A 22,088-nucleotide genomic window follows, 5' to 3' on the forward strand; every position below is an offset into this window, starting at 1 on the left:
CATCACTCTAGGCAGATGTCGAGCGGGCAACAATCAAGGACACCCCGGCAAATATCCAGCGATTCAGCAGGCAGATCATTCTCTTCTGCCGGAGCCGCGCAGGGTTCAACGTGCTGCGATGTGCGCCACCAGAAGCTGCACGCTTTCGCGACCGCGGAACTCATTTACGTCCAGCTTGTAAGCCAGGTCGGCCCAGCGCACGGTGGGATTGGGCCAGAGCTCACGGTCGATGTTGAAGGCGATGCCATCGAGGGTCAGCGAGCCACATTCGCTCTTGAGCACCATCTTCAGGTGCTTCTCGCCGACCAGTCGCTGCTGCACCAGCTGGAACACGCCGTGAAACACCGGCTCGGGAAAATGCTGCCCCCAAGGCCCGGCATTGCGCAGCGCCTTGGCCAGTTCGAGATGGAATTCTTCGATGCTCAATTGGCCATCGGTCAACAGGCGCCCGGTCAGGTCGTCTTCGCACAGCTGACGCCGCACCTCAGCGTCGAACGCCGCCGCGAAGGCGCCGAAGTTCGCTTCCGGCAACGATAGACCCGCCGCCATGGCATGGCCGCCAAACTTGCTGATCAACCCCGGATGGCGCGCAGCGACGGCATCGAGCGCATCGCGGATATGAAAGCCAGGCACCGATCGCGCCGATCCCTTGAGCACGCCCTCCCCTGCATCGGCAAAGGCGATGGTCGGGCGGTGATAACGCTCCTTGAGCCGAGAAGCGAGAATGCCGATGACTCCCTGGTGCCAGTCCGGTTCGAACAGGCACAGGCCGAACGGCATGTCTTCGATCGGCAGGTCCTTCAGCTGGGCCAGCGCCTCACGCTGCATGCCCTGTTCGATGCCCTTGCGGTCTTGATTGAGTTGATCCAGCTGCACCGCCATGTCCCGCGCCAGCGCCTCGTCTTCACAGAGCAGGCATTCGATGCCCAGCGCCATATCATCGAGACGACCCGCCGCATTCAGTCGCGGACCGAGGATGAACCCAAGGTCCGTCGAGGTGATACGGCTGTGGTCCCGGCCGGCAACTTCCAGAATTGCGCGCAATCCAGGACGCGCGCGCCCTGCACGGATCCGCGCCAGGCCCTGATGAACGAGAATGCGGTTGTTGGCATCCAGCGGCACCACGTCGGCGACGCTGCCAAGAGCGACCAGGTCCAGCAACTCGGCGAGGTTCGGCTCCGACCAGCCGTTGCGGCTGAACCATCCACGCTCGCGCAACGCGGCACGCAACGCCAGCAGCACATAAAAGATGACGCCGACGCCGGCGATGCACTTGCTCGGAAATGCGCATTCCGGCTGGTTGGGATTGACGATGGCATCGGCCGCAGGCAACTCAGTGCCAGGCAGATGATGGTCGGTGACCAACACCTTGAGCCCCGCTGCCTTGGCCGCTGCTACGCCGTCCACGCTGGAAATGCCGTTATCCACGGTCACCAGCAGGTCAGGCTGGCGCTCGAGCGCCACGGCAACGATTTCCGGCGTCAGCCCGTAGCCATATTCGAAGCGATTGGGCACCAGATAATCCACATGCGCGGCGCCCAGTTGCCGCAGCCCCAGCACGCCCACGGTACTGGCGGTGGCGCCGTCGGCATCGAAATCTCCCACGAATAGAATGCGTTTCCGACTCTCCAGCGCCTCGACCAGCAATACCACGGCGGCATCGATGCCCTTGAGCTGGCCATAGGGGATCAACCGCGCCAGGCCCTTGTCCAGCTCGCTGATCGACTGCACGCCACGGGCTGCGTAGAGACGCGTCAGCAGCGGCGGCAGATCGCCCAGGTCGGGGAGCTGTTCTGGGAGTGGTCGGGGTTCGATGCGCATCTATCTGTTATCCGGCGTGCTGCGTGAAGTGAGTCAAAGCGATGTAGCGGCGCGCGCGGCCTGGTCGTAGAGGCCGGACATGGCGCGCAGCATCCCGGCGAGACGGTGGATCTCGTCGGGGTCGATATTGAGGTTTTCGAAGGAGGCGATCAGGCATTCCTTGCGAATGTCGGCGTACTCCTGGCATAGCTCACGGCCCTTTTCCGTGGTCCGGTAGAACATCTCCTTGCCCTGCTTTTCGCCCTCGACCAGGCCGAGTTTGCCAAGCTTTTTCAGGGCGTAGGTCACGGTGTGAGTGTCCTCGATATTGAGCAGAAGGCAGATGTCCGCCTGTCGCTTGGCACGGCCTCGGCTGGTGAGGTTGTGCAGCACCATAACGTCCAGCGCATTCATCTCCACCGCACCGGAGGCCTTCATGCAGCGCTCCATCCAGCGCATCAGCGCGGCACTGGCAATGATGATGCCGTACTCCAGCTCTGATAGTTCCTGCGACTGCTCGGCGAGATGAGCCGAGGCGACGATGGACGATCGCAACGGACGGGGGGATTTGGCATCAACCATCTTGCAGACCATGACCTGAGGGGCGAAGCACAATGCCGCCCGGATGAATCGGGTCAGCAAGCATACAGCAACGCACCGGAAACGACCGGCCCAAGCGTTAACACCAAAAACTTATTGATAAATCATCGATAATTTATCATCGTATTTTCCCCTCACTCACCAGCACCCCGGATCGGGCCAGCCGCCAGAGAGGATTGGTATGAACGGTCTACTTCTCAATTGCGATATCGGCGAAAGCTTCGGCGCCTGGACCATGGGCCTGGACGCCGAAGTCATGCCTTTCATCGATTGCGCCAATGTGGCCTGTGGCTTCCATGCTTCGGACCCGCAGATCATGCGGCGCACCGTGGCGCTGGCAGTCCAGCACGATGTGATGATCGGAGCGCACCCGGCCTACCCGGACCTGGTCGGCTTCGGGCGCCGCTCCATGGCCTGCAGCCCGGACGAAGTGGAGAACATGCTGCTCTATCAGATCGGTGCGCTGGATGGCATCTGCCGCGCCGAAGGCACCCAGGTGAGCTACGTCAAACCGCATGGCGCGTTGTACAACGACATGATGCGCAAGCCCGAGCTGCTGCGAGCGGTGATGAAGGCGGCGACGCTCTATTCCCCGTCGCTCCCCTTGATGTTGATGTCCACCCGGGACAACAGTGCCGTACAGGCTATGGCTAATGAATTGGGCTTGACGCTGTGGTTCGAGGTGTTCGCCGACCGCGCCTATGACGCTGCCGGCATGCTGGTTTCCCGCGGCCTGCCGGGCGCCGTTCATCATGATGCCAAAACGGTGGCGACCCAGGCCTTGAAGCTGGCGCGAGGCGAGTCGCTCACGGCCAGCGACGGTTCCGAATTGGTCCTGCGCGCCGACACCCTGTGCGTACACGGCGATAACGCCGGTTCCATCGCCGCGGTCCAGCGTATTCGGCAAGCCCTGAAGGACCTCGAGGCATGACCCCGCGAATCGAAGTAGTCGGCATTGACTGCCTGATGCTGCGCCTGTTCGACGAAATCGACGAGGCCCACATGCCTTGGTTGCTCGCGGCCTCGCAGCGGCTGCGCGAGAGCTTCGGCGCGGCGCTGATCGATCTGGTGCCGTCCTATACGACGCTGCTGGTGCATTACGATCTGGCGCAACTGGATGATCATCAGGCGCGACAGCGTATCGGCGACGCTCTGCATGACCTGCAACCGGACGCAAGCGGCCAGGCACGCGAGCTGGATATCCCGGTCTGGTACGACCAGAGCGTCGGGCCGGAACTCGAAGCTCTGGGCCAACGCAGCGGCCTCGGGGTTGCCGGGGTAATCGAGCGTCACAGCGCGCGTCCCTACCAGGTATTCGCGCTGGGTTTCGCGCCAGGTTTTGCTTTCATGGGGCTGGTCGACGAATGCCTCGCCAGCCCGCGCCTGCAGACACCGCGCAAACAGGTCCCGGCCGGCAGCCTGGGAATCGCCGACCGCCAGACCGCCATCTACCCACTCGTATCTCCTGGCGGCTGGAACCTCATCGGCCGCAGCCCGACCCGCCTGTTTGACCGCAATCTGGACGGCTACAGCATCTGGCAACCCGGTGACCGGGTGCGTTTCGAGCCCATCGATCGCGCCGAGTTCGTCCGCCTCGGCGGGGATGACACTCCCTTCGAGGTGGCGCCATGAGCCTGCTCATCGAACGCAGCGGCGCGCTGGCCAGCCTCCAGGATGGCGGCCGGTTCGGTGTGCGACACCTCGGCGTTACCCAGGGTGGCGCCGCCGACTGGCTATCACAGGGATGGGCCAACTGGTTGCTGGACAATCCGCTGACGGCCGCGACGATCGAGATTACCCTGGGCAACTTTTGCCTGCTCGCCGAAGCGGACACCTGCCTCGGCCTGTGCGGGGCCGACCTCGGCGCGACGCTCGAAGGTCAGCCCATCGCGCCGGGTCGCAGTTTCGCCATACGCAAGGGCCAGCGCCTGAGCTTCAGCGCACCCCAGCAAGGCGTGCGGGCGTACCTTGCAGCCCCCGGGGGATTTGCTGCTCCGCAACTGCTGGGCAGCTGCGCCACAGTGCGTCGGGAGAGCTTGGGAGGCCTGCATGGTGACGGCCAACCGCTGGCCGAAGGCGACCGGCTGACCTGGCAAGGCCAAGCAACCATGCCGCGCGAACTGACCGCTCAACAAATGCCCCCTCTGTTTGCCGCCGCCCAGCTGCACGTAGTGCTTGGCGCGCAGAACGGTGATTTCAGCGGCCAGAGCCTGTTCGATGCCTTCAATTGCGCCTGGACGGTTGATCAGCGCGCAGACCGCATGGGTATGCGCCTGCTCGGACCCGTGTTGCGCAGCTCGCGACAATCGATGATTTCCGAAGGCGTACCACTGGGCGGCATCCAGGTTCCGCCGGATGGCCAGCCCATCGTTCTGCTCAACGACCGGCAGACCATCGGCGGCTATCCGCGCCTGGGCGCACTGACGCCATTGGCCGTCGCCCGGCTGGCGCAATGCATGCCGGGCACGCAGGTCGAGCTGAAGCCAGTTGCCCTCGAAGCGGCACAACGCGAGCAGAGGCTTTTACGCAACCAATGGACATGATGGCTGCGGAGCTCAGCCATCTCTCGGCCTGGACCTGACGGCGACGCTTAGCCGCGCTCGCCGATCAGCCATTCCAAGGGCACTTCATGCTGTCCACGCTCGTCGGTAATAAAGAGCGCGCCATCGCTGATCATCACGCTCCAGCTGACGGACCGAGGCAGATCCTTGGCGACGGTTTCCAGCGCCTCCTGCCCGACCGCCACCACGTTGATCTTCTTCAGGCTGCGCACGGCATCCAACACCTTGGTCTGCCATACCCGAAGGTTGCCGTAGGCAACCAGGCTGAAGCGTTCGGCACGCCTCGAACACCAGGTGATGCGTTCAGCATCGGGCTGCCCTACCTCGATCCAGTGCAGTACGCGATCATCGAGGCTCTTCTCCCACAGGGCCGGTTCGTCGACATCCGAGAGCCCTCGTCCAAAGGCCAGCTGCTCGCTGTACCAGAGAGCATAGGCAATGAGCCGCGCCACCAACCGCTCCTCGGTCTCGGAGGGATGCCGGGCAACGGTAAAACGCAGGTCCTGATAAACATTGCGGTCAAGATCGGTGAGGTTGATTTCAACCTTATAGGGTGTGGCTTGCAGGGCCATGATGGCTCCGGGCGAAGTAAGGACAGGCAGTTTACCGCATCACGCGCCCATCTATTCGCTCTCAGCCCCGAAGGGCCGGGATAACAATCATGGGGTCGGGTGCGCCCAACCTGAGACTGGTACAGGCATTTCCCGACGAGCGAGCTTTGACAATCATTCTCATTATATTTAGCATCACAACCATCACAGACCCAACGGGTAGTTCATATGTACGTGTGTCTTTGCCAGGGCGTTACCGACGGCCAGATTCGTGAAGCCATCTACGAAGGCTGCTGCAGCTATCGTGAAGTGCGTGAAGCTACAGGCGTGGCTACCCAGTGCGGTAAATGTGCGTGCGTGGCCAAGCAGGTCGTTCGCCAAACCTTGAGTGACATTCAGGGCGCCAGCGCATCTCTGGCCTACCCAGCAGGTTTCGCACCCGCCTGACTAAAACCAGATTTCCCAAGCCGGGCGCCTGCCCGGTTTTTTTATGCCTGCAAATCAACACCTTGCTATCGAGTCGCGGAACAGACTTATTCTTATTCCGGTTTACCCTTTTACATTCAATGACTTAGGTTTGACAGCATCCGTATTCCTGCCCAGACTGCGCCTATTAAACGAACACGCTTTCAAAGCAGGGCACAGTCATGAAAGGCGACAGGTTAGTCATTCAACATCTCAACAAGATCCTCGGTAACGAGCTGGTCGCGATCAACCAGTATTTCTTGCATGCGCGCATGTATGAGGATTGGGGCCTCGGCAAGCTCGGCAAGCACGAGTACAAGGAATCCATTGACGAGATGAAGCATGCCGACAAGCTGATCAAGCGCATCCTGTTTCTGGAAGGACTACCCAATCTCCAGGATCTCGGCAAACTGCTGATCGGCGAGAATACCCGCGAGATGCTTGATTGCGACCTCAAGCTGGAGCAAAGCGGCCTGCAGGACCTCAAGGTTGCCATTGCCTATTGCGAAAGCATTGGCGATTACGGCACCCGCGAAATGCTCGAAGACATTCTCGAATCCGAGGAAGAGCACATCGACTGGCTTGAAACCCAGCTGAGCCTGATCGACAAGGTCGGCATGGAAAACTATCTGCAGTCCCAGATGGACGAGTGATCAGGTCGACCAAACAAAACGGGAGCCTCGGCTCCCTTTTTTATTCGGGGTCAGCTATAAGCACCACCGCTGTGGCAGGGATCGAGAGCGCTGCATAAAAAAACCCGCCATTCAGCGGGTTCATAACCTATGCACATTCAAGCGCCGGCTTTTTGCACCGCATCCTTGATCAGCGGCTGCAGTTCGCCTTTCTCGAACATTTCCAGAATGATGTCGCTACCACCGACAAGCTCACCGTCGACCCACAGCTGGGGGAAGGTCGGCCAGTTGGCATACTTCGGCAGGTTGGCGCGAATTTCAGGGTTCTGCAGAATGTCGACGTAGGCGAACTTCTCGCCACAGCCCATGATGGCCTGGGTCGCACGGGCAGAGAAGCCACACTGCGGCGCGTTGGGCGAGCCTTTCATATAAAGCAGCACCGGGTTCTTTTCGATCTGCTCTTTGATGGTTTCGATGATATCCATGGGCACCTCGGCTAGTCTCGGTTGCGGCGCATTGTACAGGAACAGCGCCCTAAAAGCCGAGTCAAGGGCTCGGCTTTTGTTGTCCGCTCGGCGGCAATCGACATCATGTTGCGTCGATTTGGGGGTTGCAGAGGCCGATTTGCGCCTGCGAACGCTTTCTGGATAAGATCGCGCCTTTCCCGTTTCGTCGCTTCCCATGCGACCTCCAGTCGTAGGCCCGTCTTTTTACTGCACCCCCGGCCCAGACTGTGGCAATTAAGGTAGTTGATATGATCGCAAGGCATTTTCTCTCACTGATGGATTGCACGCCCCAGGAGCTCGTTGGCCTGGTCCGTCGCGGCATCGAGCTGAAGGATCTGCGCGAGCGCGGCATTCTGTTCGAGCCTCTGAAAAACCGTGTACTCGGGATGATTTTCGAGAAGGCCTCCACACGCACGCGGCTGTCATTCGAGGCCGGAATGATTCAACTAGGCGGGCAGGCGATATTTCTCTCTCCCCGCGACACGCAACTGGGTCGCGGCGAACCGATCAGCGATTCGGCGATCGTCATGTCGAGCATGCTCGATGCGATCATGATTCGAACCTTTGCCCATGCCACGCTGACCGAGTTCGCGGCTAACTCTTGCGTACCGGTAATCAACGGTCTGTCCGACGATCTTCACCCGTGTCAGCTGATGGCGGACATGCAGACCTTCCATGAGCACCGCGGCAGCATTGCCGGCAAGACCGTCGCCTGGATTGGCGACGGCAACAACATGTGCAACTCCTATATGGAAGCTGCCGTCCAGTTCGATTTCCAGCTGCGCATTGCCTGCCCGGAGGGCTACGAACCGAAGGCCGAACTGCTGGCGCAAGCGGGCGAACGCGTAACGGTAGTCCGCGACCCTCGCGAAGCGGCGGACGGCGCCCACCTGATCAGCACTGACGTCTGGGCATCGATGGGCCAGGAAGATGAAGTAGCCGCCCGAATCGCCACCTTCCGTCCTTATCAGGTCGACCGCTCCCTGCTCGACGTGGCGGCACCGGACGTCCTGTTCATGCACTGCCTGCCCGCGCATCGCGGCGAGGAAATCAGCCAGGATCTGCTGGACGATCCGCGAGCGGTCGCCTGGGATCAGGCTGAGAACCGTCTGCATGTGCAGAAAGCCCTTCTCGAGTTTCTGGTCGAGCCGGCCTACCACCACGCATGAGTCACGAAGCCCTCCTGCACCTACGCAATCTGGATTGCGGCTACGGTGGCCAGAGCATTGTGCAGAACCTCAACCTGCACTTGAATCGGGGGGACATAGGCTGCCTGCTGGGGCCTTCCGGTTGCGGCAAGACCACCACTCTACGTGCCATCGCCGGTTTCGAGCACGTCAACGAGGGCGAGATTCAACTGGGCGATACCGTACTGTCTCGCGCCGGCTTTACGCTCGCGCCCGAGAAACGACGGATAGGCATGGTCTTTCAGGACTATGCGCTGTTTCCTCATTTGACGGTTGCTGAAAACATTGCCTTTGGAATTCGCAAGCAGGCTGACTGCCAACGTATCGTCGGCGAGATGCTGGACCTGGTACATCTGTCACCACTCAGAAAGCGCTATCCCCATGAACTGAGCGGCGGGCAGCAACAGCGCGTCGCCCTCGCCCGCGCGCTGGCCCCTCAGCCGGAACTGCTGCTTCTCGACGAGCCCTTTTCCAACCTGGATGGCGAGCTACGCCGGCGCCTGAGCCATGAAGTGCGCGACATACTCAAGGCGCGAGGCACCAGCGCAATCCTCGTTACACACGATCAGGAAGAAGCCTTCGCCGTCAGCGATCAGGTGGGCGTGTTCAAGGATGGACGGTTGGAGCAGTGGGATACGCCTTACAACCTGTATCACGAGCCGCTGACGCCCTTCGTGGCCAGCTTTATCGGCCAGGGGTATTTCATCCGGGGCCAGCTGATCGACCCTGAACGGGTCCAGACGGAGCTAGGCGTCATCCAAGGCAACCGAGCCTACACCATGCCAGCGGGAAGCTCGGTGGATGTCTTGCTACGCCCCGACGACATTGTTTATGCACCGCAAAGCGATCTGCAGGCCCTGATCGTTGGTAAAACCTTCCTCGGTGCCTCGACGCTCTATCGATTGAAGTTGTCGACAGGCAACCAGCTCGAAGGCATTTTCCCAAGCCACGCGGACTACCCGACAGGACAACAGGTCGGTATAGCCATCGCAGCCGACCATCTCGTGGTTTTCCCTGCCCAGGGCAGCGTGGCGGCTCACGAAAAGCTGCCAGAGACCGGCGTGCGCCGATACAGCGCCAACATCTGAAACAGGCGTGCAGCCGTATTCATTCAACGCTCTGCAAGATCTGGCCTGGCGTCGCGCTGCTCGCGGCTTTGCAGGCGTCGAAGGCGAAAGAACTCGCTCAACACTTCGCTGCATTCATCCTTCAATACTCCGCCTTCAATCAGCACGCGATGATTGAGGAAATCCTGGGCAAAGAATTGCCCGCGGCTTGCCACGACGCCCGCCTTGGGCTCCGTTGCGCCGTACACCACTCGCTGAATGCGTGAATGTACGATCAACCCGGCGCACATGCTGCAGGGCTCCAACGTGACGTAGAGCGTGCTCCCCGGCAGGCGGTAGTTCTGCATATTCATCGCCGCATCACGGATCGCCACCATTTCCGCATGGGCGCTCGGATCGTGACGTGAAATCGGGCAATTGAAACCCTGGCCGATAATTTCGCCGTTAAGCACCACTACCGCACCCACAGGCACCTCACCGAGCACGGCACCCTTTGCCGCCAGTGTCAATGCTATCTGCATGAAGTGCAAATCACGGCTGCGGTCGACGATCTGAGGTTTTTTCACGCATTGTTTCCGTAGTCAGAGCAGCGCAGATCAGACCACCTCGATGGCTGCCATCAGGCCCGTTTCCATGTGGTCGATGACATGGCAGTGGAACATCCACACACCGGGATTATCCGCCACAAGGGCGATACGTGCCGTCTCGTTCTTGCCGAGCAGGTAGGTATCGGTAAACCAGGGGTCGATGCGTTTGCGGTTGGACGAGATGACCTTGAAGGTCATGCCGTGCAAATGGATCGGATGTTGGTACTGGCTCAGGTTGCGCAGTTCGAAAATGTAATGACCGCCCTTCTTCAAGGTCGCAATCGGTCGCTCCGCGCAGGTCTTGTCATTGATATCCCAGGCCTGGCCGTTGATCTGCCAGAAGGTGAAAGCACTGCCTTGCCCGGCGTCGCTGGATAGCGTCCCGGCCCACTCGAAGTTGAACCGCAAGGTTTCGGCCCGCTGCAGATCCGGTTCAGCGATCGGGTTGGCTGGCAGAGGCGCCGGCCAGCTGCCCTCGACTTCTGCCGTTGCAATCGACGCGAGCGTTGCCAACCGCAACGGGCCGTTGCGCAATGATAGTTGCTTGCCCGCCGGCGGAACCTTCAAAGCAAGATCGAGGCGCATGCCAGGCCCCAACCAGTAGCTCTTGCCAAGCGGGCGCGGCGTGACCGGGTTGCCATCGATTGCATAGATCCGCGCCTCCCCCTCCGACAGGTTCAACCGGTATGTCAGCGTATTGGTCAGGTTGATGATGCGCAAACGTACGACCTGCCCTGCCGGCAATTCCAATGTAGGGGTGTGCTCGCCGTTCACTGTCGACAGCACGCCCGGCGTGCCACCTCTAGCAGCCTCCCGCGGAACGCTGAAATCGGTGAAAGCGCCCTGCTTGTCGACGTGCCAGCTCTTCAGGCTCAGCGTACGCTCATGGCGAAACCCGCTCGGCTCACGTTCCTCGACGATCAACGGGCCCACCAAGCCGCGGCCCAGCTGCTTGGCACTGGTCGTATGAGGGTGGTACCAGAAGCTGCCGGCATCGGGCACCTGGAAGAAGTAATCGAAGGACTCGCCCGGCAACACGGGCAGCTGCGAGACGTAGGGAACCCCATCCATGCTCAACGGCAGACGGATGCCATGCCAGTGAATCGTGGTGGGCTCAGGCAGGAGATTGATGAAGCGTACCCGCAGCCAATCCCCTTGCCGGGCCCGCAGTTCGACCCCAGGTGCTTGGCCTCCGTAGCACCAGGCTGGGGTTTTGGTGCCTGCGACCAACTCGATATCCACCGGGGCGGCAATCAACTCGTAGTCATGCGTGGTCGGATCAGCAGGGCGACCCAACCAATAGCGCGCACCACCACCCACTACACCCAACGCAGCGAGCCCAGCCAACCCTGCCAACATCTTTCTTCGGGTAAAGGTCATCTTTATCTCATCGAAAACTGCACAAGCTTATGGCCAAACCGCCTGATTGGAATAGCTCGCATTTGCGTCATGCTACAGCTTCACGCGCCATCTGGCAGCCAGGAACGCAAATGCTGAGGCGCCCTTTGGCAATCGCTTCCGAACCCTTGCGTCTGATTGCGCGTCTACTGCGACGACACTCATTTATATCGAGGAAGCGCCATGCACCCCACTGCAGCCCAAGCAAAGGGCGAAGTCAGTCGAGGCATCACCTGGCTAGCGCGTAGCGGCTACGCTGCGCGAGGCGTCGTCTACCTGATCGTCGGCATCTTCGCTTTTATGGCCGGCATTGGCAGCGGAAACACTGTCGGCACCAAAGGCGCCATACAACAATTGTTGGGCCAGCCCTTCGGAGAAACCTTGCTCTGGATCATGGTTGTCGGCCTCGTGGCCTACGTGGCATGGCGTTTGACCCAGGCAGTCACCGACCCGGAAGGCCACGGCACCGACGCCAAGGGGTTACTGATCCGCGCAGGTCTCGTAGGCAGCGCCGTGACCTATACCCTGCTCGCCCTGTTCACCCTGGGATTGCTTGGCAGCTCCATCGGCAGTACGGGTAGCGGTGGCGGCTCAGGTGGTGGCGACTTCCTGTCGAGCCTGCTTGGCTGGAAATACTCCAACTACCTGATTTACCTGGTCGCGCTGGTGCCGCTCGGAGTCGGTATCGCCCATATCATCAAGGGCTGGAAAGCCAAGTTCGAAAAGTATTTCTACGCCTCCGAACACGTCATGAAATGGGTTCGTCCTGTTTCACGCGCGGGCCTGATTGCTCGTGGAGTCGCCTTTCTTGTCGTTGCCGGCATGCTTTTCACGGGCGGCACCCGCTACGAGCCTACCGATCCGCCAGGACTGGAAGACGCCCTGAATGCCTTGCTTAACCTGCCTTTCGGAACATTCTGGCTATCGGTGGTCGGCCTCGGATTGGTGGCTTTCGCCATCTACAGCTTTTCTGAGGCGATCTGGCGCCGTATCGATACGCCAGCCGTCATGCACTGAATGGCTCGTCGCAAACAGAAGCCCCGGCAAACCGGGGCTTCTGTTTTTCAGCATCCTTCCGACCCAATCATTCCCACTCCATCATCAACGGGTCGCCTGAACCCGCGTGGTTGAAGGGTTATAGCTGTGATCGATATGGGTCGTACCGTCGCTTTTACCGTCTTCCAGCGGAGCCTTTGCCGGGCGAGGGAGATGGAGCGATTTGTGGGGCGTCGACTCTAGCGACACCATTATCAATCGGCTCGCATTTTACCCTCTCCGGCCTAGCCTGACCATAAAGACCTTGAACGCGAAATCGCGCCATCGACCATCCTTACAAAAAAGTAATTTTAGATTCAGCTTAAAGTCAGGAGGCAATCCGTACATTAAGAGGTCAGAGGAAGCGAGGCGGACCTTAGGCGTCTCGCAGCCATGCTTGCCAGAGGTGTGGTCGCTCACAAGACGACACTAGCTGCAATAGGAGCTTCCGATGTCCCCCGAACATAATGCTCACCAGCCTGCTAGCACTCACGACCCACAATTGCTCCGGGACCCAGTCTGCGGAATGCAAGTCAAAGCGGACAGCCAGCACCAAGACCAGTATGAAGAACAGACCTTCCGATTCTGTAGTCAGGGCTGCCTTCAAAAGTTTCACGCTAATCCTGCGCAATATCTCGAAGCGCCGCATGGCCCTAATGCTACGCACACGCATACAGGTTCTCGCCAGCAAGCCCCTGCTGGCGATGCGACTACCGAATACACCTGTCCGATGCATCCAGAGATTCGTCAAATGGGGCCAGGTGATTGCCCAATTTGCGGAATGTCGTTGGAGCCGTTGATCCCCGAGCTTGATGAGGAAGAGAACCCAGAACTGAAGGATTTCTCGAAGCGGTTCTGGTGGTCACTGCCACTGACCGTCGCGGTGACCTTATTGGCCATGGCGGGACATGCGATACCGTTGTTCCACGGGGAGAGCCAAAATTGGATTGAACTGGCCCTTACGACACCCGTTGTGTTGTGGGCAGGCTGGCCGTTTTTTACGCGCGGTATCGCCTCAGTTAAACATCGCAGCCCTAACATGTGGACGTTGATCGGGTTAGGCACGGGGGCTGCGTATATCTACAGCGTTGCAGCAACTGCCTTACCGAGCATATTTCCTGAGTCCTTTTCGGTGGGCGGTCGAATAGGCGTCTACTACGAAGCCGCCGCGGTCATTATTTCTCTGACGCTCTTAGGGCAGCTGCTCGAGCTGAAGGCCCGCTCGCAGACCTCTTCCGCGATCAAGTCCCTGCTTGGTCTATCACCCAAGACAGCTCGCCGTATCGCCCAAGATGGCACCGAGGAGGACATTCCACTCACGCATGTTCACGAGGGCGACCAACTGCGCGTACGTCCTGGCGAAAAGGTACCAGTAGATGGAGAGGTAGTAGAGGGCGAGAGCGCCGTGGACGAATCCATGCTTACAGGTGAGCCCGTCCCGGTGACGAAACGAGCAGGCGACACGCTCATCGGCGCGACGCTGAATACGAGCGGCTCGCTTGTCATGCGAGCCACGAAAGTCGGTTCCGGCACGATGCTTTCACAGATCGTCCAGATGGTCGCGAATGCACAACGGTCCAAAGCACCTATGCAAAGAATGGCGGACAGGGTTGCAGGTTATTTTCGTATTAACGGTAATCAGCATCGCCTTGCTAACATTTTTTGCATGGGGCCTTTTCGGGCCCGAGCAGGGCTGGGTATTTGGTCTGATCAACGCGGTTGCGGTTCTGATCATTGCTTGTCCTTGTGCGCTTGGCTTGGCAACGCCTATGTCGATCATGGTCGCCACGGGTAAAGCGGCTGGAAGTGGCGTGCTTTTTAGAGACGCAGGCGCCATCGAGAACGTACGTAAGGTAGACACGCTGATCGTCGATAAAACAGGAACGTTGACTGAGGGCCGACCTGTCTTTGATCGGGCTATAGGCGCTACGCCGTTTGATGCCCAAGAAGTCATCCGTTTGTCTGCCAGCCTGGATCAGGGCAGTGAGCATCCACTGGCCGACGCAATCGTAAGCCACGCGAGGAGCGAAGGTATCCAGCTGGTGAAGCCAGAGACGTTCGAGTCTGGGTCCGGGATTGGAGTCCGTGGCCTTGTCGAAGGCAAGCAGCTGCAGCTTGGCAACACCGCGCTTATGGAAGAAGCGGGTGTGAGCGTCGAACCTTTGAAAGATCAGGCAGAAAAACTGCGCGAGAGCGGTACCAGCATTATTTACCTGGCTGTTGACGGAGCGCTTGCCGGCTTACTGGCCGTGTCAGACCCCATCAAACCAACCTCAAAAGAAGCTGTAGCTCGCCTCCAGGCCGAGGGCGTGCAAGTCATCATGGCAACCGGCGACGGCCATACGACCGCCCGAGCGGTGGCTCGTGAGCTTTCAATCGAGGAAGTGCATGGTGAGGTAAAGCCGCAGGACAAGGAGGCGCTTGTGGCTAAGCTCCAAGCTCTCGGTAAGGTAGTCGCCATGGCAGGCGATGGAATCAATGACGCGCCGGCACTCGCCAGGGCTGATGTGGGCATAGCAATGGGCACGGGTACCGACGTCGCCATGAACAGCGCCCAAGTTACGCTGGTTAAAGGTGACCTGATGGGGATACTGCGCGCGCGGACGCTTTCGGTGGCAACAGTTCGGAATATGCGTCAGAACCTACTGTTTGCCTTCATGTACAACGGGCTAAGTATTCCAATTGCAGCGGGCCTGCTCTATCCATTCTTCGGACTATTGCTGTCTCCGATGATCGCTGCCTTGGCCATGAGCCTTAGCTCAGCATCTGTAGTGTTCAACGCCCTCCGGCTCCGTCAGGCGCGTGTTGTTTGACAACCTTTCGGCTAAGGCTTCTGTCAGAGCGACTGATTGCCTCGTTGATAACTCAGGAATTGCCCTTTAAGCTTAAGATATGAAGTCCTACTTGCGATCCTTCCTCATTCTGCTGCTAGTGCTTGCGCTTCCGATCAACGGAATGGCGCAATTGCTCATGCCTGCAGGATCGTCGGCGCATCACCTGATGGCTGATATGGAAAGTATGGACGCCATGGCGACCAGCCACGCTCTGATGGTTGGCACAGACGGCGCTGAGCCGGAATGCTGTGAAGGGCATGAGCAAGGGAAGACGACCGTCTGCAAAACGGGGCAGGAATGCAAAACCGCCAGCCTCCTCCAAATTGTCGCTGCGAAGGCGCAGGTGATCCCTACAGCCAAGCCCGTGACTGCACCCTATAACGACCAGGTCCCATCCCGCCTTCTCGACGCCGTCTGGCATCCACCCCGCGTCTGATTCCTATCGAATTCTAGGAACCGCCCGAATGTGAATTCGGGCCGGCTACCGCGCGCCTTTGGCTCGCATGGAAGATCAGGAATCCTTTTCAAATGAAACCCCGAATCTACTGGGCGCCACCCTACGTGGCCGCCCTGATCATGGGCGCGCTCTCGTTTCCAGGGATCGCGTCGGCTTTGACCTTGGAACAAGCCCTGAGCTTGGCCGAGCAAGAAGCGCCTTCGCTGGATGCACAGGCCGCCAACCTTCAAGCCGCACGCAGCGCTGCAATCCCTGCCGGCGAGCTTCCAGACCCTAAACTTAAGCTTGGGCTGCAAAACGTGCCCATTGAAGGTGACGCACGCTGGCAAATGGGCCAAGAGGCCATGACTATGCAAATGGTTGGGGTCATGCAAGAGGTCCCAAACCGAGCAAAAAGGCGCGCCCGTGTCGAGGCCGCACAGGCAGGTGTTGCGCTCGCTGACGTCCAGCAAACCATTGAACGTCTCAGCGTGCGCCAGGAGACCGCCGAAGCATGGATCGCTGGTTTCGCGGTTGAGCGGAAGCTAAGCCTTTTCAAACAGCTGTACAGTGAAAACCAGCTCTTCTCCCGGGCAGTTCAGGCGCGCATTGCCGGCGGCGGTGGGCTAGCGGCAGACAGCGTACTTCCGAAGCAAGAGGCTGCATTGCTTGCTGAACAAGAGGATGAACTGCTACGCAACCAGCTTGTTGCGCGGGCCGACCTACGCCGCTGGATAGGCGAGTCAGCAGACCAACCGCTTACCGGCGACTGGCCGCAGTGGCTTGCCGACGTTAACCATTACCAGCACAACCTGAACAGCCACCCGGCTCTGCTCGCCTTCGACCCGATGACTCGTGAAGCGGAAGCAAAGGTTCGCCAGGCCGTCGCTGAGAAAACACCGGACTGGAGTTGGGGCGTCGATTATCTGCGCCGCGGTCGTGAGTACGGCGACATGGTCAACCTCAGCGTCAGTTTCGACCTGCCGTTGTTTACCGGCTCGCGGCAGGACCCAAAGATCGCAGCTGAGCGTGCTCGTCTTGCACAGATCGAGGCTCAGCGCCAAGCAACGTTACGCATGCATAACCAGGAGCTGAGCGCCGACCTGGCTGAATATCAGCGTCTGGACCGAGCACTCACTCGGCTCGAGCAAACCCTACTGCCGCTCGCGGACGAAAAGGTCCGGCTTGCCATGGCCGATTACCGCTCGGGGAAAGGCGAGTTGATCGCTGTGATCGATGCGCGTCGCCAGCTTGTCGAGACCCGCCTGCGCCGCATCGACACGGCCCGTGACCGAGCGCTGATTAACGCCCGCCTGCATTTCGCTTTTGGAGATACCCAACCATGATTTTCCAACTCCAGCGGCTGGCCCTCGTACTCAGCCTTCCTCTGATGATAGGCGCTACCGCCGCAGCCATGTTGCCTGCCGCAGCATTCGCACAAACAGCTGAAGAAGAAGGGAAGGAAGTGCTCTATTGGTACGACCCGATGTATCCCCAGCAGAAGTTCGATGAACCGGGCAAATCACCGTTCATGGATATGGACCTTGTCCCACGCTACGCCGATGAGGGTGGCAACGGGGCATCGATGAGCATTGACCCGAGCGTGATGCAGAACCTCGGCATGCGCCTGGCGACCGCAACGCGTGAATCGATTAGCCAATCGCTCGAAGCAACAGGCGCGTTGATGTTCAACGAGCGTGATGTGGCAGTCGTGCAGGCGCGCGCAGGTGGCTTCGTCGAGCGCGTTTACGATCGAGCACCGGAGGACGTCATTGAAAAAGGAGCGCCGCTAGCCGATCTACTCGTTCCTGAGTGGGCAGCGGCACAGGAGGAATACTTGGCCCTGAAGGGCATCGGCCAACCCCAGCTGCTTTCCGCTGCTCGGCAGCGTCTACGTCTGGCTGGCATGCCGCCGGAGGTCATCACGCACCTGGAACGGACCGGTAAAGCGCGCCCGGTCTGGACCGTAACCAGCCCGATCGGCGGCGTATTAAATAGTCTCGACGTCCGTGAAGGCATGACTGTATCGGCCGGCGCGTCTCTTGCCCGTATAAACGGGTTGGACAATGTCTGGCTCGAAGTCGCGGTACCTGAGGCGCAGGTGTCCAATCTAGCCAAGGGCCAGTCAGTAACAGCACGCTTGCCCGCTTTTGCCGGTGAAACATTGGAAGGCAAGATCCAGGCGGTGCTGCCGCAGGCCAATCTGGACAGCCGCACAGTCCGTGTCCGTGTTGAGCTGCCTAACCCTCAAGGGCGGCTTCGTCCCGGCATGACCGCCGACGTGACCTTGAGCCGCGACGTAGAGAATGCCCTCGTCATACCGACCGAAGCCGTGATTCGTACGGGTAAGCGCGTGTTGGTCATGCTGGCTGAGGAAGAAGGCCGATATCAGCCGGTGGCAATCCGCACCGGCCGTGAATTCGACGATAAAACCGAAGTGCTCGAAGGGTTGGAGGCCGGCCAGAAGGTCGTGGCGTCCGGCCAGTTCCTGCTCGATTCCGAGGCAAGTCTTCGCGGGCTTACCGCGCAGCCCTTAGAGCAGCCGGCATCCTCAGCGGGACCCGCTCTACATGAAGCGGAAGGCACGATCGTCAGTCTGGAAGACGGCATGGTCGGTCTGTCACACGGGCCTTTCAAGACCCTCAACATGCCGGGAATGACCATGTCCTTCCCCATTGCTGACCCGTCGCTCATGGTAGGTCTGAATACGGATGATCGGGTCCGGGTCGGCGTGCGCGAAAGCGACGAGGGACTGGTCATCGAGCGCATCGAGAAAATCGGAGGCTCGCAATGATCGCAGCCATGATCCGATGGTCAGTGGCCAACCGGTTCCTGATCCTGCTCGCGACGGTGTTTGCAGTCGCCTGGGGCGTCTGGTCGGTAAAGAACACCGCTGTCGACGCCCTGCCTGATCTTTCCGATGTGCAGGTCATCATCCGTACGCCGTATCCGGGGCAGGCGCCACAAATCGTCGAGAATCAGGTCACCTATCCGCTGACCACCACCATGCTCTCGGTGCCCGGTGCGAAGACGGTTCGCGGCTACTCGTTCTTCGGCGACAGCTATGTGTACGTGCTTTTCGAAGACGGCACGGATCTGTACTGGGCTCGTTCACGAGTGCTGGAGTACTTGAGCCAGGTCCAGAGCCGGCTGCCCGCAGCGGCCAAGCCTGCACTGGGGCCGGATGCAACGGGGGTGGGCTGGATCTACCAATATGCTTTGGTCGACCGTACGGGCAAGCACGATCTGTCCCAGCTGCGCTCGTTACAAGACTGGTTCCTACGCTACGAGCTGAAGACACTCCCTAACGTGGCAGAGGTGGCGCCCATTGGCGGGATGGTCAAGCAATACCAGGTGGTGCTTGATCCCGTCCGCATGGCCAGCGCGGGCGTGACCCAGCAGCAGATAACCAAGGCAATCGAGGAGGCCAACCAGGAAACCGGCGGCAGTGTGCTGGAACTCGCAGAGACCGAATTTATGGTTCGCGCCTCTGGTTATCTACAGACGCTTAAGGACTTCCGGGCCATTCCATTGCGCCTGGATGCAGGCGGTGTGCCGGTGACGCTCGGCGATGTCGCCCATATCCAGCTCGGTCCAGAGATGCGCCGCGGCATTGCCGAGCTCGATGGCGAAGGTGAAGTGGTCGGTGGTGTGGTCATTCTGCGTAGCGGCAAGAACGCGCGTGAAACTATTTCTGCCGTTCAAACCAAACTGGAGGAGCTAAAGAAAAGCCTGCCGGAAGGGGTCGAGATCGTCACTACCTACGACCGCAGCAAGCTGATCGACAGTGCGGTGGAGAACCTCAGCCACAAGCTGATCGAGGAATTCATCGTCGTCGCCCTGGTCTGCGCGCTGTTCCTTTGGCACCTGCGCTCTTCCCTGGTGGCTATCGTCTCGCTGCCGGTGGGGATTTTGATCGCCTTCATCATCATGCAGCGGCAGGGGGTCAACGCCAACATCATGTCCCTGGGTGGGATCGCCATCGCTATTGGCGCGATGGTCGATGCCGCGATCGTGATGATCGAGAACGCTCACAAGCACATCGAGGCGTGGCACAAGAAGCATCCGGACAAGGCACTGAAAGGCGAAGCGCATTGGCGGGTGATCACCGATGCGGCGGTAGAGGTCGGTCCAGCGCTGTTCTTCAGCCTGCTCATCATCACCCTGTCGTTCATCCCGGTGTTCACGCTGGAAGCCCAGGAAGGTCGACTATTCGGCCCGCTGGCATTCACCAAGACCTATGCCATGGCTGCCGCTGCGGGTCTGTCCGTCACTTTGGTACCGGTGTTGATGGGCTACTGGATTCGAGGAAAAATTCCTGATGAACACCGCAACCCGATCAATCGGGGGCTGATCTGGGTTTACCAGCCGGCCCTGGATGCGGTGCTGCGCTGGCCGAAGGCGACCCTGCTGGTGGCCGTGCTGGTATTTCTCACCGGCCTCTGGCCCGTTACACGCCTGGGTGGAGAGTTCCTGCCGCCGCTGGACGAGGGCGACCTGCTCTATATGCCTACCGCCCTGCCGGGACTCTCAGCACAAAAGGCATCAGAGCTGCTGCAGCAAACCGACCGCCTGATCAAGACCGTGCCCGAAGTCGCCCATGTGTTCGGCAAGGCCGGTCGGGCCGATACCGCGACGGATCCAGCGCCGCTGACCATGTTCGAGACCACCATCCAGTTCAAGCCAAGGGACCAATGGCGTACCGGCATGACACCGGAAAAACTGGTGAAGGAGTTGGACCAGGCGGTGCAGGTACCGGGCCTAGCCAATCTGTGGATCCCTCCGATTCGCAACCGCATCGACATGCTCGCCACGGGGATCAAGAGCCCTATCGGGGTCAAGGTGTACGGCACCGATTTGGCTCAGATCGACAAGACCACCCAGGCCGTGGAACGGATCGCCAAGACCGTGCCTGGGGTCAGCTCAGCGCTGGCAGAAAGAATGACAGGCGGGCGCTATATCGATGTCGATATCGATCGAGCCGCCGCCGCGCGCTATGGCCTGAACATCGCAGGCGTGCAAGCCATCGTCTCCGGGGCCATCGGCGGCGCGACCATCGGCGAGACGGTCGAAGGCCTGGCACGCTATCCGATCAGTCTGCGCTATCCGCGCGAATGGCGGGACTCGCTGAGTGACTTGCGCAACCTCCCGATCTATACCCCACAGGGCAGCCAGATCACGCTGGGGACGGTGGCAACCGTCAAGGTCACCGAAGGACCGCCGATGCTGAAGAGCGAAAATGCGCGTTTGACCGGCTGGGTCTATGTCGATGTGCGCGACCGCGACATGGCCACGGTGGTGAAAGAGATCCGAGCTAAAGTCGACGACGAGGTGAAGCTCGAGTCCGGCATGAGCATCAGCTACTCCGGCCAGTTCGAGTTTATGGAGCGCGCCAACGCTAAGCTGAAGCTCGTAGTACCGGCTACCTTGGTGATCATCTTCGTGCTGCTGTATCTGATCTTCGCTCGGTTCGGCGAGGCGCTGCTGATCATGGCCACCCTTCCTTTCGCGCTGACGGGAGGTGTTTGGTTCATCTACCTACTGGACTATGACCTCTCAGTGGCAACCGGGGTTGGCTTTATCGCCTTGGCCGGGGTTTCGGCCGAGTTCGGCGTAATTATGCTGCTCTACCTCAAGAACGCATGGACCGAGCGCCTGGATGCTGGATCGAAGGATGAGCATGCGCTGCTCGATGCGATCCGAGAAGGCGCCGTTCAGCGCGTTCGCCCAAAAGCAATGACAGTCGCGGTCATCATCGCCGGCCTGCTACCCATTCTCTGGGGCAGTGGAACCGGCAGCGAGATCATGAGCCGCATCGCGGCCCCTATGGTCGGCGGAATGATAACCGCGCCCTTGCTTTCCCTGTTCGTCTTGCCTGCAGCGTATCTCCTGATGCGTCGCAAGCAGTCTCGCGTCACCCCAACACAAGCAACCAACCACGCTGGAGAATAACCATGAAAATCGCAAACATCGCCTTCGCCTCACTGCTCCTGGTACCTGCAGCGTTTGCAGATGACAAGAAGCCCATGGAAGGCATGCCGATGGATCACAAAGGCATGGATATGCAGATGGACCAAAAGGCAGCTGGGCAGACCGCTACAGCTACCGGTACGGTCAAGAAGGTCGATAAAGACAAAGGGACCGTCACCATAGCCCACGGCCCGGTCGAATCGCTGGGCTGGCCGTCTATGACGATGGGCTTTAAGACACAGCCTGATCAGATGGAAGATTTGAAAGAAGGTGACAAAGTCGAATTCGAGTTCACCTCGAAAGGCATGGACTCAACCATCACCCGAATCGAAAAACAGTAAGCGTAGAGAGCGACCGCCGCACTGCGGCGGTCGCCACTATCAGCAGATTCAATTACATCTTTGTAACGTTCGGAACAGCTTCTGGTAAGGACCTGCCTTGTAATCTAGAGGCATCAAC

At 59.7% G+C, this 22,088-nt stretch carries 19 protein-coding genes and 2 pseudogenes; 15 read left to right on the plus strand and 6 right to left on the minus strand.

Going from position 1 to position 22,088, the window contains the following annotated elements:
- Positions 1–105 precede the first annotated feature (105 nt).
- Positions 106–1,821 carry a single-stranded-DNA-specific exonuclease RecJ gene (gene recJ / locus AC4LFW_RS11275; protein ID WP_491819177.1) on the minus strand — a complete coding sequence of 572 codons (1,716 nt, stop codon included), beginning with the start codon at positions 1,819–1,821 and terminating at the stop codon, positions 106–108.
- Positions 1,822–1,854: 33 nt separating this feature from the next.
- A complete protein-coding gene (locus AC4LFW_RS11280; protein WP_491819179.1) occupies positions 1,855–2,382 on the minus strand; it encodes a winged helix DNA-binding protein in 528 nt (175 codons plus the stop codon).
- A gap of 199 nt (positions 2,383–2,581) precedes the next feature.
- Between AC4LFW_RS11280 and AC4LFW_RS11285 the strand changes: the two genes are divergently transcribed.
- From AC4LFW_RS11285 to AC4LFW_RS11295, 3 genes are read left to right on the plus strand one after another with little or no spacing between them, the layout of a single operon-like run.
- Positions 2,582–3,331, plus strand: a complete 750-nt coding sequence (locus AC4LFW_RS11285) for a 5-oxoprolinase subunit PxpA (RefSeq protein ID WP_491819181.1) — start codon at positions 2,582–2,584, stop codon at positions 3,329–3,331.
- Positions 3,328–4,032 carry a 5-oxoprolinase subunit PxpB gene (gene pxpB, locus AC4LFW_RS11290; RefSeq protein ID WP_491819183.1) on the plus strand — a complete coding sequence of 235 codons (705 nt, stop codon included), beginning with the start codon at positions 3,328–3,330 and terminating at the stop codon, positions 4,030–4,032. The genes AC4LFW_RS11285 and pxpB overlap by 4 nt, the downstream gene beginning before the upstream one ends.
- Positions 4,029–4,943 (plus strand): 5-oxoprolinase subunit C family protein, encoded by a 915-nt coding sequence (locus tag AC4LFW_RS11295; RefSeq protein ID WP_491819185.1) that lies wholly within the window; start codon positions 4,029–4,031, stop codon positions 4,941–4,943. Before pxpB ends, AC4LFW_RS11295 begins: the two co-directional genes overlap by 4 nt.
- Before the next feature lie 47 nt (positions 4,944–4,990).
- Here AC4LFW_RS11295 and AC4LFW_RS11300 read toward each other — a convergent pair whose 3' ends face one another.
- A complete protein-coding gene (locus AC4LFW_RS11300; protein ID WP_491819186.1) occupies positions 4,991–5,533 on the minus strand; it encodes a YaeQ family protein in 543 nt (180 codons plus the stop codon).
- 207 nt (positions 5,534–5,740) lie between these two features.
- Between AC4LFW_RS11300 and AC4LFW_RS11305 the strand changes: the two genes are divergently transcribed.
- The gene (locus tag AC4LFW_RS11305; protein ID WP_491819187.1) at positions 5,741–5,959 is read left to right on the plus strand and encodes a bacterioferritin-associated ferredoxin; all 219 of its coding nucleotides are present in this window, start codon (positions 5,741–5,743) and stop codon (positions 5,957–5,959) included.
- Positions 5,960–6,159: 200 nt separating this feature from the next.
- Positions 6,160–6,630, plus strand: coding sequence for a bacterioferritin (gene bfr / locus AC4LFW_RS11310; RefSeq protein ID WP_491819188.1), 471 nt, complete (start codon positions 6,160–6,162; stop codon positions 6,628–6,630).
- A gap of 137 nt (positions 6,631–6,767) precedes the next feature.
- On the opposite strand, the gene grxD is transcribed toward bfr, so the two are convergent.
- Positions 6,768–7,094 (minus strand): Grx4 family monothiol glutaredoxin, encoded by a 327-nt coding sequence (gene grxD / locus AC4LFW_RS11315; protein ID WP_491819189.1) that lies wholly within the window; start codon positions 7,092–7,094, stop codon positions 6,768–6,770.
- 269 nt (positions 7,095–7,363) lie between these two features.
- On the opposite strand from grxD, the gene argF reads away from it, so the two are divergent.
- From argF to AC4LFW_RS11330, 3 genes and pseudogenes are all read left to right on the plus strand, one after another.
- Entirely contained in the window at positions 7,364–8,284 is a 921-nt protein-coding gene (gene argF, locus AC4LFW_RS11320) for an ornithine carbamoyltransferase (protein ID WP_491819190.1), read from the plus strand.
- Positions 8,281–8,811: pseudogene (locus tag AC4LFW_RS11325) on the plus strand (ABC transporter ATP-binding protein); the annotation flags it as partial. The gene argF and the pseudogene AC4LFW_RS11325, both read left to right, overlap by 4 nt.
- Before the next feature lie 93 nt (positions 8,812–8,904).
- Positions 8,905–9,390, plus strand: coding sequence for a TOBE domain-containing protein (locus AC4LFW_RS11330; RefSeq protein WP_491820210.1), 486 nt, complete (start codon positions 8,905–8,907; stop codon positions 9,388–9,390).
- A 23-nt stretch (positions 9,391–9,413) separates the two neighbouring features.
- On the opposite strand, the gene tadA is transcribed toward AC4LFW_RS11330, so the two are convergent.
- Together tadA and AC4LFW_RS11340 are read right to left on the minus strand one after the other, a co-directional pair.
- Positions 9,414–9,935, minus strand: a complete 522-nt coding sequence (gene tadA / locus AC4LFW_RS11335; RefSeq protein ID WP_491819191.1) for a tRNA adenosine(34) deaminase TadA — start codon at positions 9,933–9,935, stop codon at positions 9,414–9,416.
- 30 nt (positions 9,936–9,965) lie between these two features.
- Positions 9,966–11,336: a multicopper oxidase family protein gene (locus AC4LFW_RS11340; protein ID WP_491819193.1), complete on the minus strand. Its 1,371-nt coding sequence runs from the start codon at positions 11,334–11,336 to the stop codon at positions 9,966–9,968.
- A gap of 201 nt (positions 11,337–11,537) precedes the next feature.
- Between AC4LFW_RS11340 and AC4LFW_RS11345 the strand changes: the two genes are divergently transcribed.
- The 7 genes and pseudogenes from AC4LFW_RS11345 to AC4LFW_RS11375 all read left to right on the plus strand — a co-directional run bounded on the left by AC4LFW_RS11345 (position 11,538) and on the right by AC4LFW_RS11375 (position 21,970).
- On the plus strand, positions 11,538–12,371 hold the full coding sequence (locus AC4LFW_RS11345; protein WP_491819194.1) for a DUF1206 domain-containing protein: 834 nt from the start codon (positions 11,538–11,540) through the stop codon (positions 12,369–12,371).
- A gap of 544 nt (positions 12,372–12,915) precedes the next feature.
- Positions 12,916–15,202 (plus strand): annotated as a pseudogene (locus tag AC4LFW_RS11350) (heavy metal translocating P-type ATPase).
- Positions 15,203–15,281: 79 nt separating this feature from the next.
- Entirely contained in the window at positions 15,282–15,659 is a 378-nt protein-coding gene (locus AC4LFW_RS11355) for a hypothetical protein (protein ID WP_128118961.1), read from the plus strand.
- A 92-nt stretch (positions 15,660–15,751) separates the two neighbouring features.
- Entirely contained in the window at positions 15,752–17,005 is a 1,254-nt protein-coding gene (locus tag AC4LFW_RS11360; protein ID WP_128118960.1) for a TolC family protein, read from the plus strand.
- Positions 17,002–18,453, plus strand: a complete 1,452-nt coding sequence (locus AC4LFW_RS11365; protein ID WP_168426200.1) for an efflux RND transporter periplasmic adaptor subunit — start codon at positions 17,002–17,004, stop codon at positions 18,451–18,453. Before AC4LFW_RS11360 ends, AC4LFW_RS11365 begins: the two co-directional genes overlap by 4 nt.
- Positions 18,450–21,611, plus strand: coding sequence for an efflux RND transporter permease subunit (locus AC4LFW_RS11370; RefSeq protein WP_128118959.1), 3,162 nt, complete (start codon positions 18,450–18,452; stop codon positions 21,609–21,611). Before AC4LFW_RS11365 ends, AC4LFW_RS11370 begins: the two co-directional genes overlap by 4 nt.
- 2 nt (positions 21,612–21,613) lie before the next feature.
- On the plus strand, positions 21,614–21,970 hold the full coding sequence (locus AC4LFW_RS11375; protein ID WP_128118958.1) for a copper-binding protein: 357 nt from the start codon (positions 21,614–21,616) through the stop codon (positions 21,968–21,970).
- Positions 21,971–22,088: the final 118 nt, after the last annotated feature.

The sequence above is a fragment of the Stutzerimonas sp. C6.4V genome, from assembly GCF_058536345.1.

Coding starts and splice junctions, on each gene's coding strand:
- AC4LFW_RS11360 (WP_128118960.1), top strand. CDS start 15,752: ATGAAACCCCGAATCTACTGGGCGCCACCCTACGTGGCCGCCCTGATC.
- AC4LFW_RS11365 (WP_168426200.1), top strand. CDS start 17,002: ATGATTTTCCAACTCCAGCGGCTGGCCCTCGTACTCAGCCTTCCTCTG.
- argF (WP_491819190.1), top strand. CDS start 7,364: ATGATCGCAAGGCATTTTCTCTCACTGATGGATTGCACGCCCCAGGAG.
- AC4LFW_RS11375 (WP_128118958.1), top strand. CDS start 21,614: ATGAAAATCGCAAACATCGCCTTCGCCTCACTGCTCCTGGTACCTGCA.
- pxpB (WP_491819183.1), top strand. CDS start 3,328: ATGACCCCGCGAATCGAAGTAGTCGGCATTGACTGCCTGATGCTGCGC.
- bfr (WP_491819188.1), top strand. CDS start 6,160: ATGAAAGGCGACAGGTTAGTCATTCAACATCTCAACAAGATCCTCGGT.
- AC4LFW_RS11370 (WP_128118959.1), top strand. CDS start 18,450: ATGATCGCAGCCATGATCCGATGGTCAGTGGCCAACCGGTTCCTGATC.
- AC4LFW_RS11345 (WP_491819194.1), top strand. CDS start 11,538: ATGCACCCCACTGCAGCCCAAGCAAAGGGCGAAGTCAGTCGAGGCATC.
- AC4LFW_RS11300 (WP_491819186.1), bottom strand. CDS start 5,533: ATGGCCCTGCAAGCCACACCCTATAAGGTTGAAATCAACCTCACCGAT.
- AC4LFW_RS11280 (WP_491819179.1), bottom strand. CDS start 2,382: ATGGTTGATGCCAAATCCCCCCGTCCGTTGCGATCGTCCATCGTCGCC.
- AC4LFW_RS11305 (WP_491819187.1), top strand. CDS start 5,741: ATGTACGTGTGTCTTTGCCAGGGCGTTACCGACGGCCAGATTCGTGAA.
- recJ (WP_491819177.1), bottom strand. CDS start 1,821: ATGCGCATCGAACCCCGACCACTCCCAGAACAGCTCCCCGACCTGGGC.
- AC4LFW_RS11295 (WP_491819185.1), top strand. CDS start 4,029: ATGAGCCTGCTCATCGAACGCAGCGGCGCGCTGGCCAGCCTCCAGGAT.
- AC4LFW_RS11340 (WP_491819193.1), bottom strand. CDS start 11,336: ATGACCTTTACCCGAAGAAAGATGTTGGCAGGGTTGGCTGGGCTCGCT.
- AC4LFW_RS11355 (WP_128118961.1), top strand. CDS start 15,282: ATGAAGTCCTACTTGCGATCCTTCCTCATTCTGCTGCTAGTGCTTGCG.
- AC4LFW_RS11285 (WP_491819181.1), top strand. CDS start 2,582: ATGAACGGTCTACTTCTCAATTGCGATATCGGCGAAAGCTTCGGCGCC.
- grxD (WP_491819189.1), bottom strand. CDS start 7,094: ATGGATATCATCGAAACCATCAAAGAGCAGATCGAAAAGAACCCGGTG.